14 protein-coding genes are annotated in these 13915 nt (G+C 67.1%); 3 read left to right on the top strand and 11 right to left on the bottom strand.

The features are described 5' to 3' along the window. Positions 1–32: 32 nt before the first annotated feature. From ACT6XY_RS15205 to ACT6XY_RS15215, 3 genes are all read right to left on the bottom strand, one after another. Positions 33–398, bottom strand: a complete 366-nt coding sequence (locus ACT6XY_RS15205; RefSeq protein WP_444749171.1) for an RbsD/FucU domain-containing protein — start codon at positions 396–398, stop codon at positions 33–35. Between the two features lie 93 nt (positions 399–491). Beyond that, on the bottom strand, positions 492–1193 hold the full coding sequence (locus tag ACT6XY_RS15210) for a response regulator (protein WP_444749172.1): 702 nt from the start codon (positions 1191–1193) through the stop codon (positions 492–494). Next, complete coding sequence (locus ACT6XY_RS15215; RefSeq protein WP_444749173.1) at positions 1190–3451, bottom strand: ATP-binding protein; 2262 nt, start codon at positions 3449–3451, stop codon at positions 1190–1192. The genes ACT6XY_RS15210 and ACT6XY_RS15215 overlap by 4 nt, the downstream gene beginning before the upstream one ends. A 274-nt stretch (positions 3452–3725) precedes the next feature. Here ACT6XY_RS15215 and ACT6XY_RS15220 point away from each other — a divergent pair, with 274 nt between their 5' ends. Together ACT6XY_RS15220 and ACT6XY_RS15225 are read left to right on the top strand one after the other, a co-directional pair. Continuing rightward, positions 3726–4787, top strand: a complete 1062-nt coding sequence (locus tag ACT6XY_RS15220; protein ID WP_444749174.1) for a hypothetical protein — start codon at positions 3726–3728, stop codon at positions 4785–4787. Further along, positions 4787–5299, top strand: coding sequence for a hypothetical protein (locus ACT6XY_RS15225; RefSeq protein ID WP_444749175.1), 513 nt, complete (start codon positions 4787–4789; stop codon positions 5297–5299). The genes ACT6XY_RS15220 and ACT6XY_RS15225 overlap by 1 nt, the downstream gene beginning before the upstream one ends. A 179-nt stretch (positions 5300–5478) precedes the next feature. Here ACT6XY_RS15225 and ACT6XY_RS15230 read toward each other — a convergent pair whose 3' ends face one another. Genes ACT6XY_RS15230 through ACT6XY_RS15265 form a run of 8 tightly spaced genes read right to left on the bottom strand, consistent with a single transcriptional unit; the run spans position 5479 to position 12842 of the window. Further along, positions 5479–5805, bottom strand: coding sequence for a hypothetical protein (locus tag ACT6XY_RS15230; protein WP_444749176.1), 327 nt, complete (start codon positions 5803–5805; stop codon positions 5479–5481). Next, positions 5806–7497: an FAD-binding protein gene (locus ACT6XY_RS15235; RefSeq protein WP_444749177.1), complete on the bottom strand. Its 1692-nt coding sequence runs from the start codon at positions 7495–7497 to the stop codon at positions 5806–5808. It abuts the gene before it with no gap. Then, positions 7494–8264, bottom strand: a complete 771-nt coding sequence (locus tag ACT6XY_RS15240; RefSeq protein ID WP_444749178.1) for an SDR family NAD(P)-dependent oxidoreductase — start codon at positions 8262–8264, stop codon at positions 7494–7496. Before ACT6XY_RS15240 ends, ACT6XY_RS15235 begins: the two co-directional genes overlap by 4 nt. 33 nt (positions 8265–8297) lie before the next feature. Further along, positions 8298–9017, bottom strand: coding sequence for an SDR family NAD(P)-dependent oxidoreductase (locus ACT6XY_RS15245; protein WP_444749179.1), 720 nt, complete (start codon positions 9015–9017; stop codon positions 8298–8300). 55 nt (positions 9018–9072) lie between these two features. Then, positions 9073–10200 carry a C4-dicarboxylate TRAP transporter substrate-binding protein gene (locus ACT6XY_RS15250; protein ID WP_444749180.1) on the bottom strand — a complete coding sequence of 376 codons (1128 nt, stop codon included), beginning with the start codon at positions 10198–10200 and terminating at the stop codon, positions 9073–9075. A 41-nt stretch (positions 10201–10241) separates the two neighbouring features. Further along, positions 10242–11558 carry a TRAP transporter large permease gene (locus ACT6XY_RS15255; protein ID WP_444749181.1) on the bottom strand — a complete coding sequence of 439 codons (1317 nt, stop codon included), beginning with the start codon at positions 11556–11558 and terminating at the stop codon, positions 10242–10244. A 7-nt stretch (positions 11559–11565) separates the two neighbouring features. After that, positions 11566–12084: a TRAP transporter small permease subunit gene (locus ACT6XY_RS15260; protein WP_444749182.1), complete on the bottom strand. Its 519-nt coding sequence runs from the start codon at positions 12082–12084 to the stop codon at positions 11566–11568. A 2-nt stretch (positions 12085–12086) separates the two neighbouring features. Then, entirely contained in the window at positions 12087–12842 is a 756-nt protein-coding gene (locus tag ACT6XY_RS15265) for an SDR family NAD(P)-dependent oxidoreductase (protein WP_444749183.1), read from the bottom strand. Positions 12843–12989: 147 nt separating this feature from the next. On the opposite strand from ACT6XY_RS15265, the gene ACT6XY_RS15270 reads away from it, so the two are divergent. Next, positions 12990–13763, top strand: a complete 774-nt coding sequence (locus ACT6XY_RS15270; RefSeq protein ID WP_444749184.1) for a GntR family transcriptional regulator — start codon at positions 12990–12992, stop codon at positions 13761–13763. Positions 13764–13915: the final 152 nt, after the last annotated feature.

Genomic DNA, 13915 nt, shown 5'->3' on the forward strand with positions numbered 1-13915 from the left:
ATCGCCCGATCGGGCGCGGCCTTGGTGTGGCGTTAGCAACCTATCGACGGAGCCGGCAATCGTGAAGCGTCGCGACGAGGCTCGAACTCCCGATTTCGCCGACCCTGCCCGTTGCGGTTGAGGAAACGTCCATAGGGGCGCGGATCCCCGACTTGCACGACCGCGAATGATCGGGCTGCCGCGTCATAAAAGGCAAATCGGTCGATCCCGGGGATATCGCTGGCCTCACCCTGACCCGCGCTGATCAGCGCCGAGACCTCAGCCTGTACCGGCGGCACCATCGATGGATCATCGACCATCTGCATGCGTCGCAACGGCGCCGGCTCAAAAACGTCGATCGGGAGGACCGACAGAATGGCTCCGACAACGCGGGCCGTCGTCAGGCCGGGCAGCCGCACCCGGCGTCCCGTCGTTGTCGCCGCGGCGATGCGTTCGGCGCCATCCGGCCGCAGATGAGGTGCCGCGTTCTCTCTCAAAGGCGCGCGTGAGGCTCAGGCCAATCCACGTCTGATGGCCTCACGCGCCGCCTCGGCGCGCGACGTGATGTTGAGCTTCTGGTAGATGACCTTGACGTAGCTGGCGACCGTCTGGGGACTGAGGCCCAGTCGCGCCGCAGCCTCGGGAACGGTCAGGCCCCGCGCCAGCAGGCTCAGGGTTTCCGTCTCCCGGCCCGTGAGACGTGCCTCGTCCGACCGGTCGATGGACGGTCCGCGGAAGAATGCCAGCATGCGATGGGCGACTGCAGGGGCGAGCGGGGGCTCACCGCGTTCAATACGCCGGAGATAGGCAACAAGCGTCGCCTCGTCTTCGTCCTTCAGGAGATAGCCGCGCGCTCCCGCGGCAATCGCTTCGAACAGATGGGCATCGTCGCTGTAGATCGTCGCGATGATGGGGAGAACGTCCGGACGCTCCCGTGACAGGCGACGGACGATGTCGATGCCGGATCCGTCCGGCAGGCCGATGTCGACCACGGCGATGGTGAGATCGGCCGACTGCGCTTCGGGCAATGCGTCGAGCCAAGCATGCGCCTCCCGCAACGTCCCGACGGATATGATCGCCATCGTCGGAAATGCCGTCTGCAGGGCACGGCAAAGCCACTCGCGCGTGCGAGGCTGGTCCTCGACGAGAAGGCAGCATCCCGCCGGTTTCACAGCATCGGTGACGCCAGTCCTGGGTCGTGCAGCGGTGCTCATGCGCGATGGATGTCTGCCGGCAGGGCGGCCGCTTCGGTTGTTTTCGGAGTGGCTGGGGAACCGGCCACGCCCGCATCGGCCTCGCGCCCTTCCGATGTGTCGCGGGACGCTCCACTCCCCGCCGCGAGCACCAGTTCCAGCGCGACATGCGTACCGGGCGATCCATTGCTCACGGCGAATTCGCCACCGATCTCGGCGATCCGCTGACCGATGTTCTTCATGCCGAACCCGGAATGCCGTTGAGAGGGAGGTCCGAGGCCCTGACCGTCATCGGCGATCTCGATCCGAAGATGATGGAGCCCACCGGGAGACTGAAGCCGGACCGTGCTGCGGACGCGGGTCGCGCCGGAATGGCGGATGACGTTGCTGATCACCTCGCGCACCGCCGACATCAGGGCTTTGCTCTGGGAGTAGTCGAGGGTGAGGTCAGCCGCGATGTTCTCGGCGCGCTCATCGAGCAGAGGCCAGTCCAGGGAGATGCCCGCCGCTTCCAGGCGGTGACCCGCTTCGTGGCGCATTTCCGCCAGCGCGCGTGCCAGCACGATGCGCTCCCCCTCGAGCCCGCTGACGATCGCCCGAATGTCCGATATCGCCGCCTTCAGGATCGACTGTGTCTGCCCGTCCACCGTGTGGAGCCCGCTGAGCAGCCGCGCTCCGACGTCGTCGTGCAGATCCTGCGCGATGCGCTTGCGTTCACGCGCCACGCCCCGCTCGTAGGCCAGCCGGCCGTCGTCGGCTTGCTCGACGAGGCTCAGCAGTTGTCGAACCAGTTGCGCATCGGCCGGGCTGAAAAGCGCTTGTCCCTGCGACCGATAGACGAGGCGCAGGGGTGGTGAGCCGATGATCGCAGGCACGCTCAGCGCAAGGCCCTCGCCGTCGATGGCAGGCTCGCCAACGGCGTCCGGGAGGGGCGCGATTTCGGCCGCCCCGAAGAGTTCGGACAGCAGGCCGTGCCAGCGCTTCCCACGCTCGGCCAGGTTCGGGGCGAATGCGACATTGAGGCTGGCCGCAAAGAGCTCATGCGGTTCCAGGACATTTCGGGCGAGAAAATACCGAGCCAGCGCATCGCGGATGGGCAGATAGAGGAAGCCGACCAGAAGCAGTGACAGGCCCAGCGCGGGCGCCCGCTCGACGTGCAGAAGCCAGACCAGGCTGACATCGACCGCCAGAAGCAGAATGCCGCCGCCTGCGTAAAACAGGATACGGAACGACCAGGTACCGAGATCAAACAACCGATAGCGCCGAATGCCGAGGGCGATCCCGCCATAGATCATGGCGAAGAATGCGAACGTGTACCCCTGAGTCAGGATCTGGCGCTGATCCAGCACCATCGGCAGCGCCACGCCCCCCAGAAAGACGCTGCAGCCCAGGACAACCGACAGACCCATCCATCGCATGGCTGCCCGGTTCGCGGGTTCGCCGCGTGACGCCCTCCACTGCGCGATGATGAAGCCGATGATGATGGCCATTTGCACCAGCGCCGGCAGGTGGATGCCGAAGAGCGGGCTCGGCCCGAGGGCCGTGACGTTGAGCAGAATGACGAGACCTGTGACCGCACCGACGGCGATGGGCACGCCGGCGGGAACCAGTCGCCTGGGATAGACCGCGAACAGGGCGATCATCGCTGCACCGAAAGTGAGCGCGCCGATATGGTTCAGCGCACTCAGCGCCTGAAACAGGTCGCCTGGAATGGCGAGCTCGCGGGTGCTGTAGATGGCTGCCGACAACGCCGAGAGCGCCATTCCGAGGCCTGACAGAACGAAAAGTCCGGCCGCGAGCCGGCGGCGCGACAGCGTGAGAATCCAGCCGGCGATGACGACGCTGGACAGGCCGGAGACCAGCTGGACCCAGAAGACCAGCGGCAATGAGGAGATCGGCCGCGCCTCGGGCGCGACGACGAACTGGCGAGCCAGCGAGCGGTCATCGGCGGCCAGGAGCGTTACGGTCGGCTGGCGCAAGATCCGGAACAACCTGTTCTGGCGGTCCATGAACGACGCCATCGCCTCGTAGCTCGGGAGCGTGTCGGGCTCCTCCATCACGTCGCGCGGTTCGAGGACGACCGGGCCAGGTCGCCCGTCGGCAAACGGCGCGGGTGCCAGGCCGATCAGGCGCCAGCCGGCCTTGAGCCCGGCGGTGTCCGCAGGGCCGCCGCTCCTGACCGAGGAAATCACGACCCCGTGCCCATCCGGATGAGGCTCCAGCGACAGACCGAGTGAGGGATGTCTCGTCGCAACATGGACCACCAGGGCGGCGATCATGACGCAAACGGCACCGATCAACGGCAGGACAAGGCCCGGGAGCCAGCGTCTCTTGGCCCGCGGTATCACTGTATGCGGCTCCTCTGCCGCGTCGTTACTGACAAAGCCTCCGATCATTTGCGCCGCGCAGCGTTTTTCACGCGGCTGACAACTGCCATGCCCCCGAACATGAGCTCGCGATATCTCCGTTTCACGATGGTGCCCACCCCTGAACAGGGGTTGTCGCGCTGAATGTCCTATCTTTGATGGGGAGGAACAAGGGGAGCAATTCACAATGCCGACGTTGGACCTGCCGAAGAGTTCGCGCCGCCTGACGCAGGTGGCGGTGCTGGGTCTGTTCGGTCTTCTGCTGACGGCCTGCCAGACGGCATCGAACGTGGGTGTGACGAGCGCGCCGGTGGCCGAACCGGTGCCGGCGGGCACGGCCGTAGGCAACGTCACCGCCACACCTCGGCCAGCGGGAGATGCCCGCACCGTCGTCGTCCCGGCCTATCGGGTGAGCTTCCAGCAGAGTGTCCGCGTGTCCGCGACCGCTTCACCTCTGCTCGGACGGGGCGTGGCACGCACGTCCCAACACACCGCTTTGGCGGGAATTCCCCCCGAGACGTACCAGCGCATCGTCGATCGCGCCCACGCCGACTTTCTGGCCAAGGCCCGCGCGGCAGGTCTCCTCGTGCGGACAGAGGCACCCGGCATCGACACTGCGGCGACCGTTCCCAACAACACCGTTCCCGAGGCCAATGCGCTGGCTGAAGGGATCATCGGACGAGATGGAAACGTCATCCGTCACGTGGCACCGAGAGGCATGCGGACATTCGCCAGGCAGAGCGACGGCCAGGCCTATGCATTCTCGGCCCTCGACCGGTCGTTGCCCGACTTGGCCAAGCGCGCCGGAGCCCCCGTCGGTCTCGTGCTGTTTACGGTCGATTTTGCCGCGACTTCGTCGAGCAATCAGAATGTGCTGGGCAGGATGGGGGCGCGCGCCAGCGTCGAGACGACTGCGCAGATCTCGCTGCGCGAATCCGCATCCGGCGTCCGCTATCAGACACCCACAGGCGCGGCTTGCGTGGGCTATTGCCCGAACATGGCGGGGACCGTGGTCAACACGCCGGCGGTATCTTCGGAAGGCTTCACCCGGACCACCCAGAACGCCATGGGCAGTGGGGAAACGGCGGTGAATGCTCTGGCCTCGGGTCTGGGTGCATTGGGTGGAATGGGCGTCAGCGTGGGCGCCAACCAGATCGTTGCCGACCCGGCCGCCTACGAGCGGATCGTGGGGCAGTTGCTGGAACAGGCCAACAGCCGTGTCGTTCAGGCTCTCGCTGGTGCCAGTTGATGCGTGGCGCCACGACCCTTGTATCAGGCAGGCCCAACGCGAAGGGCCTGAGTCTGGCGTTTGCTCTGGCCCTTGCCGGATCCTGTCCCGCGTCGGCGGATGAACCGGGTCCCCTGTTTCGTCCTCGTCACGACGATCTCGGCTGGCATGGCCAACCGCTCGGCGAAGTCCTCTACCGCTGCGCGGGAATTGCCCGGGCCGTTGCCATATCGGTGCGACGGACGGGCGAGGGGGCCTGGGCCGACGAACTGAAGATCGTCGAGCGCGATGCGCTCGCAGCCGCCGCGCGGATACGCACGGCCCGCGGTGACTGCGTCGCTGCCTCGATCCAGGCGCGCTGGATGCGTGCGCTCCAGTTGGAGGGCGTCGCCATCGTTCGCCGGTTCGCCGAAGGCCTGCCGCGATCTGTGGCGGCCCCCGACATCAAGCTGAACGTCTGCCGGCTGGTCCTCGACGAGTTGGCGCCTGCTCTGCCCATGCCGCCATCAACGCCGATTTGCCCAAGCCCATAACTCAGGGGAATACAATGGTCCGGACCTGCCTGCTCGCCGCCGTTGCATCCGTCACGATCGCCGTCGGTGCCATCGTTTCCACGCCCGTTCAGGCGCAAGCGTGCACGGCCCGCTTCACCTGCGATCCAGGTGTCAGTCCGGTCTGCTGGTTCCGCTTGTTCTACCGGAACGGCAACAGCTCAGTATTCACCGTCGCGGCCGGTGGTCAGCGGCGCATCTTCGGACTGTCGCCGGGAGAGCGCTATTGCTCCTCGAATGCCGGCACGCCGGGCTTCCAGTGCGCCGCACGGCAGATTCGTATGGCCTGCTGACACGCATCGGATGCCTTCTGGGCGGGTGGCGCCTGAGCTCTGCGCATCAACGCGCCATGGCGCGTTGATCTGGCTCAGCAGGATGGTGAAGGCCCTGAGCAGGACCGTCTTCTGGTCCAGCGCCGCGTGGGTGAGGGCCGTCATATGCCAGTCCTCGATGGCCGCGACGACCTCGGTCGCGACGGCCATCGCCATCTAGCGCGCTGCGATGTTGCGCCCGATGCGATAGCCGAACGTCAGTGCGGGTCCCAGCGTGATGCCCGCACCGGGGTAATGGCCGCCCATGATCGAGGCCATGTCGCTTCCGCAACAATACAGTCCGGCGATGGGCTCACCGGTTCCGTCGAGGACGCGGCCGTCCGGATCGGTCAGCAGTCCCGAGGCAGTGCCGATATCGCCGGGATAGACCCGGACGGCATAGAACGGCGGCTCGGCGATCGTGCCGAGGCATGGATTTCCCGCGACGGCGGGGTCGCCATAGTAGCGGTTGTATTCCGAAGAACCCTTGCCGAAGCCGGCATCGACCCCAACCGCCGCCGCCTGGTTCATCTCCGCGACGGAGGCGTTCAGCGCGTCGGCAGGGATGGCCAGCTTGGCTGCCAGTTCGGCGATCGACGCAGCCTCGATGAGGTATCCGTCCCGGATCAAATGCGAGCGGGGGCGTCCGCCGGGAAGGGCGAGCCCCAGGCCCCAGCGGTCGACGAACGGGCGGTCGGCGATCAGGAAGGCGGGAACGGTCGGGACGGTTTCGTGCGAGCGCAGCATGGCGCGGACGAACTCGTGATAGCTCGTGCCCTCGTTGACGAAGCGATGGCCTGCGCCGTTGACGGCGATGAGACCCGGCTTCGCCCGATCCCAGATCAGGTGCGGAAAGCGTATCTGTTGGCCGTCGGCCTTGGTCCAGACCGAGACCGGGGCCCAGAAGGCTTGATCGGCGGGTGCCTCCAGAAAGGACGCGCCGGCGGCTTCGGCGATGCGGATGCCGTCGCCCGCATTGCCGGACGGCGACATGGACCATTGCCGCCCGGCCTCCACGCCCGGCAGCGATCGCCGCGCGGCATCCCAGGGGAAACCGCCGGTCGCGACGACGACGCCACGCCGGGCGGCGACCGTGCGCTCGCGCCCCTCATGGCGGATCGTCACCCCCGTCACCCGACCCTCGCTCCGCACGAGGCCGACGAGCGGCGTCCCGGTTGCGATCGTGATCCCGCGATCCAGCGCGCTCTTGAGCAGGCGGCCGGCGAGGGCATTACCGAGCAGAAGCCGGGTGCCGCGATGCCATCCTCGCAGGCGATCCGAGCCATAGCGGGCGATGAGCTTCATGCCGTATCGCCAGGATTGGAAGGAGCGGGTGACCTTGAGGAGATGATTGACGTCGGTGACATTGACCATCATGCCGCCAAGCACGGTGAAGGTTGCCAAGGGGTCCTTGAGCAGGTGGAAGGCCTCGCCGAGCTCCCGGCCGTCGAAGGGCAGGGGGTCGATCGGGCGGCCGGCGCGCCCGGCACCGGGCAGTTCGGGATAATAGTCGGGCGAATAGGCGCGGGCGGCGAACTTCACTTGCGTGTGGCGGTCGAAATAGGCGACGGCCTCGGGCCCGCTGGACAGAAAGGCGTGCATCATGTCGGGGCGCAGGGCATTGCCCAGCACCGTGCCGAGATAGGTCATCACCGCCTCGGTGGAATCCTCGATGCCCATGGCCACCGCGAGCGGGTTGTTCGGGATCCAGACGGCTCCACCGGAGATCGCGGTCGAGCCGCCGACGTGGTCCTCCTTCTCGACGACGAGGACCGACAGGCCTTCGATGGCGGAGGTGAGGGCGGCGGCCATGCCGCCGGCCCCGGAGCCCGCGACGACGACGTCGTAGCTGTCCGCGATCGCGCTCATGCGGCCGGCTCGCGCGGAAAGCCCGCCATGTCCCAGCCCCCATCCACCTTGAGGAGTTCGCCGGTGACGAAGCCGGCCTCGTCCGAACAGAGGAAGACGGCGGCGGCGGCCACGTCGGCCGGCTGGCCGACCCGCCGCAGCGGCGTCTGGTCGATGGCGATGCGGCGGCGCCAGGCCTGGGTGCGGATCCGCTCGGCGGTGAGCGGGGTCTCGATCAGGCCGGGTGCGAGAGCGTTGACGCGGATTCCGTCGGGTCCGTAGTCGGTCGCGAGCTGGCGGGTGAACGAGGCCACGGCGCCCTTGCTGGCCGAATAGCCGGCGCTGTTCGAGGCACCCATCAGCGCATAGACCGATGCGAGGTTGAGGATGGCGCCGCGCCGCCGCGGCTTCATCTCCTCCACGGCGAAACGGGAGAGGCGGAACAGGCCGACGACGTTGACCTCGAGATAGCGCCTGAGGTCGTCGTCGCTGGTGTCCTCGACATTGCCGCCGCCGCCGATGCCGGCATTGTTGACGAGAATGTCGAGCGGGCCGAGCGTTCGGAGAGCCGCCCGCAAGGTCCCCGGCAGCTGCGGATCGGTGACGTCGCCCTCAAGGGTGACCACGGGCCGGCCCGCCAGGCGGCCCGTCTCGTCGAGACCTTCGGAATTGCGGTCGACGGCGAGGACGCGGGCACCCTCGCGCGCGAAGGCGAGCGCGATCGCCCGCCCGATTCCGGATCCCGCTCCGGTGACGATCGCGACCTTGTCGATCAGCCTGTCGGCCATGGTCTCTCGCTGGGTTTGGGGCTGCCGTGCCGCTCAGCCGATGAAACCGCCGAGGGTCCGGCCGCCGTCGACGATGAGAACCTGGCCGGTTACGAAGGCCAGACGGGGCGAGGCGAGATAGGCGATCGCGTCGGCAACGTCCTCGGCGCGCCCGAGAATGCCGAGCGGCTGCTGGGCGGCCAGCGCCCCGCGATCGGTGTCGGAGCGCGCTTTGAGCATGTCGGTATCGATGACGCCGGGCGCCACCGCGTTGACCAGGATGCCCTTGCCGGCGAGTTCCAGCGCCATGGCGCGCGTCAGCCCCACCACCGCGGCCTTGGAGGCGACGTAGTGGGCGTAGTGGCTCGCGCCGAGATAGGCGCGGGAGGCGAGGTTGACGATGCGCGCGCCGCGGGGGGCTCTCGCCGCGACCGCCCGTGTCAGTTCGAAGAGCGGGATGACGTTGACCTCGGCCATGCGGCGGAAGTCGTCTGCCGTCAGCTCAGCGAAGGCGCGCACGTCGAAAATGCCGGCATTGTTGACGAGTGCATCGACGGGACCTGCCTCTTCGGCGAGCGCAAGGAGTGCGGCACGATCCGTGAGGTCGATGCCGCGGCTCTCGGCCACGCCGCCATTGGCCCGGATTTCAGCGGCGGTCGCAGCCGCGCGCTCCGCATGGATGTCGGCGACGATGACGGAGAAGCCGTCGGCCGCAAGTCTCAACGCGGTCGCCTTGCCGATTCCGCCGGCGGCTCCCGTGACGATCGCCTTCATGGCTGCAAGCTCCTTGGAATGGGCGGCGCGCAGGGGCCTGCGCGCCGCTGGGATGTCAGTTCAGGCCATAGGTCGCCGCATCGACCTTGCCGTAGAGGTGCTCGCGCAGGACCGCCGCAACCGCGTCGGGATTGGTGCGGTCGACGCCCTCGAGGAGCTTCTTCCACTTCGTTTCCAGTTCGCGGAAGGCCTGGATCAGGTCGCTCGGATCCTGGACACGCCGCGTTTCCATCGACGTCTTCGGCAACTGGGCGATGAAGTCGCGGTTGAACTCGGCCAGCTTCGCCGTCAGGTCGTCGGCCGGTGCGAGAATGGCGAGGCCTCGCTGCCGCGAACCGTCGATCGCGGCATTGACACCGACGTGATAGGCGACCTGGGCGCGGGCCGACGCCAGTGCCATCGTATCGAGCAGGGCGCGCCGCTGCGGCGTGGTGAGCGCCTTCCAGGCGTCGCGGTTGTAGATCCAGTTGGCCCCGATCACGACGCCCATCGGCAGCCGCGTGACGGCCTTCGCCACCTCCCAGAACTTGTTGCCCTTGTCGAGGTTGGTCGGGTCGGACAGCGTGCAGTCGATCGACCCCCGCTCGAGGCCCGAATAGACGTCGCCGATCGGGACGGAGACCGGAACCCCGCCGAGCGCCCGGACCCAGTTCGACTGGGCGCCGCCAGCGGTGCGGATCTTCAGGCCACGGACGTCCGCCACGGAGCGGATCGGCTTCATGCAGATGAAGTTGTAGACCGGCGTCGCATAGCCGCCGCCGAAGATGCCGCCGTTGCGACGCCATTCCGCCTGAAGCTTTGGATGCGTCAGCCCGAGTTCGGTGAAGGCGAAGGCGGCGGCGAAGTCGTCGTCGGAGGTGAAGACGAGATCGTTGACGACGTTGTTCAGCGGCTGCTCGGACGGCGTGTAGCCGGGATAGACGATGCCGACCTGCGCGACGCCGTCGCGGATGCCCTGCATGGTCGATGGGGCGGGAACGAGGGAGCCGGAGGAGTGCACCTGCAGGCGCAGGGACCCGTTCGTCGCCTTGGCGACGTCCTCGGCCCATCTCTGGTAGACGAACTCGTTGAGGATATGGGCCGGCGCCAGCCAGTTGGAGGCCTGCCAGGTCTGCTGGGACAGGGCCGCCGACGAGAGCCCGGCGAGGGCTGCGAGCCCGATCATGGCGTGTCGAAGTTTCATGGTCGTTTCCTCCTGGGAATGGGACCCTCTTGCGGGGTCGTTCAGCGGACTGCGAACTGGTTGGGAAGCCAGAGTGCGATGATCGGGAAGGCGATCAGGATGGCGAGGGTGACGAGGTCCGCGATGACGAACCATGCGGCGCCGCGGAAGATCGTCCCGAGCGCGACGCGATCACCCATGGATGACTTGATGACGTAGACGTTCATCCCGACGGGTGGCGTCACCAGGCCGATTTCCAGCAGCTTGATGACGATGATCCCGAACCAGATCATATCGACGTCGAGCGACTTCAGCAGCGGCAGGAGGAGCGGCAGGGTCAGCAGCATGATCGAGATGCTCTCGAGCAGGCAGCCGAGGATCAGGAACACGATGGCAATGGCGATGATCACCGCGAGGGTATTGCCGCCGGTATAGGCGATCAGCGTCTCGGCCATGACGTTCGGCAACTGCGAATAGGCCATGAAGCGGGCGAAGATCGCCGCGCCGACGACGATGATGAAGATGGCGGCCGTGCCCTCGGCCGTCTCGATGACGGCCTGCCGGAAGGTGGCCTTCGTCAGCGTGCCGCGCGTCCAGGCGATCAGGCAGGCCAGCACGGCGCCGATCGCACCGGCCTCGGTGGCGGTAAAGATACCGAGGAAAATGCCGCCGAGGACACCGGCGATCAGCACGGGCAGCGGCCAGACGTCGAGAAGCGCCGCCTTTTTTTCGGCCGACGTGAAGACGGTCTCGTCGCGAGGGGCGAGCGCGGGATTGAACCAGACCCGGATCGTGATCAGGCCAATGAACATGGCGGCGGACAAAAGGCCCGGCAGCACGCCCGCCATGAAGATCCTGGAGATCGACGTGTCCGCCATGATGCCGAAGACGATCATGAGGATCGATGGCGGGATCAGCGAGCCGAGGGTGCCCGCGGAGGCGACACAGCCGGTCGCGAGCGCGGGGTCGTACCGCGCCTTCAGCATTTCCGGGATCGAAATGCGGGAGAAGGCCGCCGAGGTCGCGACGCTGGACCCCGAGGCGGAGGCGAAGAGGGCCGAAGCGACGACCGTCGCGGAGGCGAGGGCGCCCGGCACCCGGGCGAGGAAGATGCGGGCGGCGGCGAAGAGGCCGTTGGTCAGGCCGGTCGCCGAGGCGATATAGCCCATCAGGAGGAACATCGGCACCGCTGACAGATTCCAGTCGCCGATCAGGCGGTAGGGAATGGCTTTGGCGATGCCGATCGCGGCAGAGAGCGAGATCAGGCTGGCGATGCCGCCGAAGCCAACGAGCCCCATGGCCACGCCGATCGGCACGCGCATGAAGATCAGGGTCATCACGAGGCCGATGCCGAGGAGGCCGAGTTGAATGCGGTCCATGTCGCCCTCAGATCGTCTTGCCGGTGGAGGCCAGCATCGGCCTCCGATGGGGGGGATCGACGAGGTCGGTGACGAAACGGACGATCAGCACCAGGCACGCGAGGACCAGCCCGAGCGGAAGCAGAAAGCGGCTCGGCCAGACGATCACCTGCCAGGCACCCTCGACGATCTCGCCGATCTCATAGGCGTTGAGCGCGATGAACACGCTCTGCCAGGCGAGGAAGCCGTAGAAGGCGACAGAGGCGGCGGTTCCCAGCAGGTCGAGAGGTGGTCTGAGCGGGGCCGGCAGGCGATCGTAGAAGAGCTCCACGACGATGGGGCGGCGCTGCACCTCGATATAGGCCAGCGGAAGAAACACGGTTGCGATCATGTAATAGCTGGCGACGACCTCGGCCGTGCCAGGGATCGGGGCGATGAAGACATACTTGCCGATCACGTCGGCCGTGACGTGAAGCATCATGAGAACCAGCGCAGCACCGGCGGCGATGACGAACCATTCAGAGAGCCGTTCCAGCCAGACCCGCATGGTCATTGCATCCTGTAGCCGCCGTTGACGTCGATGGTGACCCCGGTCAGGTAGGCGGCAGCCGGCGAGACGAGATAGGAGCACGCCTCGGCCACGTCGTCCGCGGTGCCGATCCGTCCCAGTGGAATGCTGGACGACATCTCGGCGTCGCGTTCCGCCGGCAGCGAGAGCCGCAGCATCGGCGCGTCGATGAGCCCCGGCGCGAGGCAGTTCACCGTGATGCCGAGCGGCGCCGCTTCGCGGGCCGCAGCCTTGGTGAAGCCGAGGACGGCGGCCTTCGACGAGATGTAGGCGCTGGAGGAGCGGTAGCCTCCGAGCTGGGCGGCGACAGACGACAGCGTGACGATGCGTCCCTCGGCGACCGGTCGGGCCGATCGGCGGCGCAACATGGCGCGCACCGACAGGAAGGTGCCGCGGGTATTGACCGCATGGGACTGCTCCCACTCGTCCAGTGTCGTGTCGACGATGGCGGGGCGCTGACCGCCTTCACGCAGCAGGAGCACGCCGGCGTTGCAGACGAGGACGCCGACCGGACCGAGGGCTGCTTCGGCGGTGTCGAACAGGTGGTCCACCGACGTCTCGTCCCGCACGTCCACGCCCAGCCCGAGATGGCCTTCGCCGGGAAGAGTTGCGGCTGTTGCGCCGGCCGCCTCCTTGGACAGGTCGGCGACGACCACCCGCAGGCCGTCCTGGGCGAGCCGTGTCGCGATCGCGGCGCCGATGCCGCGGGCGGCTCCGGTGACAATGGCAGTACGCACCCTCATTCCTCCCGTATGCTTATTTTGGATCCAGAATAGCCATCATACTGCCCGTATGGCAATCCATCAGGCGATAGATGGTCATTTTGTATCCAAACTGCATGCCGCCCTTGCAAATTGCGGCTGGCTCGGTCAGCATGGCCAGCTATGTCCATGACGCTCGGCCACGATGAGAAGGACCCCGACGGGCTGATCTTTCAGACCAGCGCCGACCAGGTCGCGACGTCGATTCGCGAGTTGATCCTGGAAGGGAGCCTGGTTCCGGGTGCGCCCCTGCGACAGGACGATCTGGCCCGCCAGCTCGGCGTCTCTCGGACGCCGCTGAGGACCGCGCTGGCGGCGCTGTCGCGGGACGGGCTGGTCGAATATTCCGCCAATCGCGGCTATCGGGTGCGCAGCTTCGCCATCGCCGACATCCGCGCCGCCTTCGAGGTCCGGTCCACTCTGGAGGCGCTGGCCTGCAGGATCGCCGGGCGCATCGGCCTGTCGCAGGCGGCACTCGAGACGCTGAGTGCCGCGGTGGCCGAGGGCGACGGCATCCTGTCCTCAGGCAGGCTCGAGCCGGCCCGGCTCGCCGCCTACCGGCGGATGAACGTGACGATCCACAGCACCATCATCGAAGCCGCCGCCAATCCCTGGCTGAAGGATTTCGTGTCCCGCACCCATGACGTCCCCATGGCCTCGGACCGCATCATCCTGTGGGAGGACTACGACATCATTCTGCGATCGCACGATGATCACCACCGGATCCTGCACGCCCTGCGCCAGGGTGACGGCGAGCGGGCAGGGCGCCTCATGCAGGAGCACGTGATCTTCGCGGGCGAAGTGCTCATGGGCCATCTCATGGGCCGCCGCGACCAGTCGCTCCAGCAGGAGCAGGCCATCGGATTTTCATCGACACCCAAGGATCCACAGCCGTGAAGCTCTTCTTTTCCCCCGCGTCCCCCTTCGTCCGGAAGGTCATGGTCTGCGCCATCGAGCGCGGCATCGACGGCCAGATCGAAAAGCTCGGCTCGGCCGCCCACCCGATCAACCAGGACGCTTCGATCAAGGCGCACAACCCCACCGGCAAG

Origin of the sequence: Phreatobacter sp., from assembly GCF_052440005.1 — a bacterium.
Taxonomy (GTDB): domain Bacteria; phylum Pseudomonadota; class Alphaproteobacteria; order Rhizobiales; family Phreatobacteraceae; genus Phreatobacter.

Excerpts from the sequence above, each read along its gene's own strand:
- ACT6XY_RS15210 (WP_444749172.1), bottom strand. The coding sequence starts at position 1,193 with ATGAGCACCGCTGCACGACCCAGGACTGGCGTCACCGATGCTGTGAAA.
- ACT6XY_RS15215 (WP_444749173.1), bottom strand. The coding sequence starts at position 3,451 with ATGATCGCCGCCCTGGTGGTCCATGTTGCGACGAGACATCCCTCACTC.
- ACT6XY_RS15220 (WP_444749174.1), top strand. The coding sequence starts at position 3,726 with ATGCCGACGTTGGACCTGCCGAAGAGTTCGCGCCGCCTGACGCAGGTG.
- ACT6XY_RS15225 (WP_444749175.1), top strand. The coding sequence starts at position 4,787 with ATGCGTGGCGCCACGACCCTTGTATCAGGCAGGCCCAACGCGAAGGGC.
- ACT6XY_RS15230 (WP_444749176.1), bottom strand. The coding sequence starts at position 5,805 with ATGGCGATGGCCGTCGCGACCGAGGTCGTCGCGGCCATCGAGGACTGG.
- ACT6XY_RS15235 (WP_444749177.1), bottom strand. The coding sequence starts at position 7,497 with ATGAGCGCGATCGCGGACAGCTACGACGTCGTCGTCGCGGGCTCCGGG.
- ACT6XY_RS15240 (WP_444749178.1), bottom strand. The coding sequence starts at position 8,264 with ATGGCCGACAGGCTGATCGACAAGGTCGCGATCGTCACCGGAGCGGGA.
- ACT6XY_RS15245 (WP_444749179.1), bottom strand. The coding sequence starts at position 9,017 with ATGAAGGCGATCGTCACGGGAGCCGCCGGCGGAATCGGCAAGGCGACC.
- ACT6XY_RS15250 (WP_444749180.1), bottom strand. The coding sequence starts at position 10,200 with ATGAAACTTCGACACGCCATGATCGGGCTCGCAGCCCTCGCCGGGCTC.
- ACT6XY_RS15255 (WP_444749181.1), bottom strand. The coding sequence starts at position 11,558 with ATGGACCGCATTCAACTCGGCCTCCTCGGCATCGGCCTCGTGATGACC.
- ACT6XY_RS15260 (WP_444749182.1), bottom strand. The coding sequence starts at position 12,084 with ATGCGGGTCTGGCTGGAACGGCTCTCTGAATGGTTCGTCATCGCCGCC.
- ACT6XY_RS15270 (WP_444749184.1), top strand. The coding sequence starts at position 12,990 with ATGTCCATGACGCTCGGCCACGATGAGAAGGACCCCGACGGGCTGATC.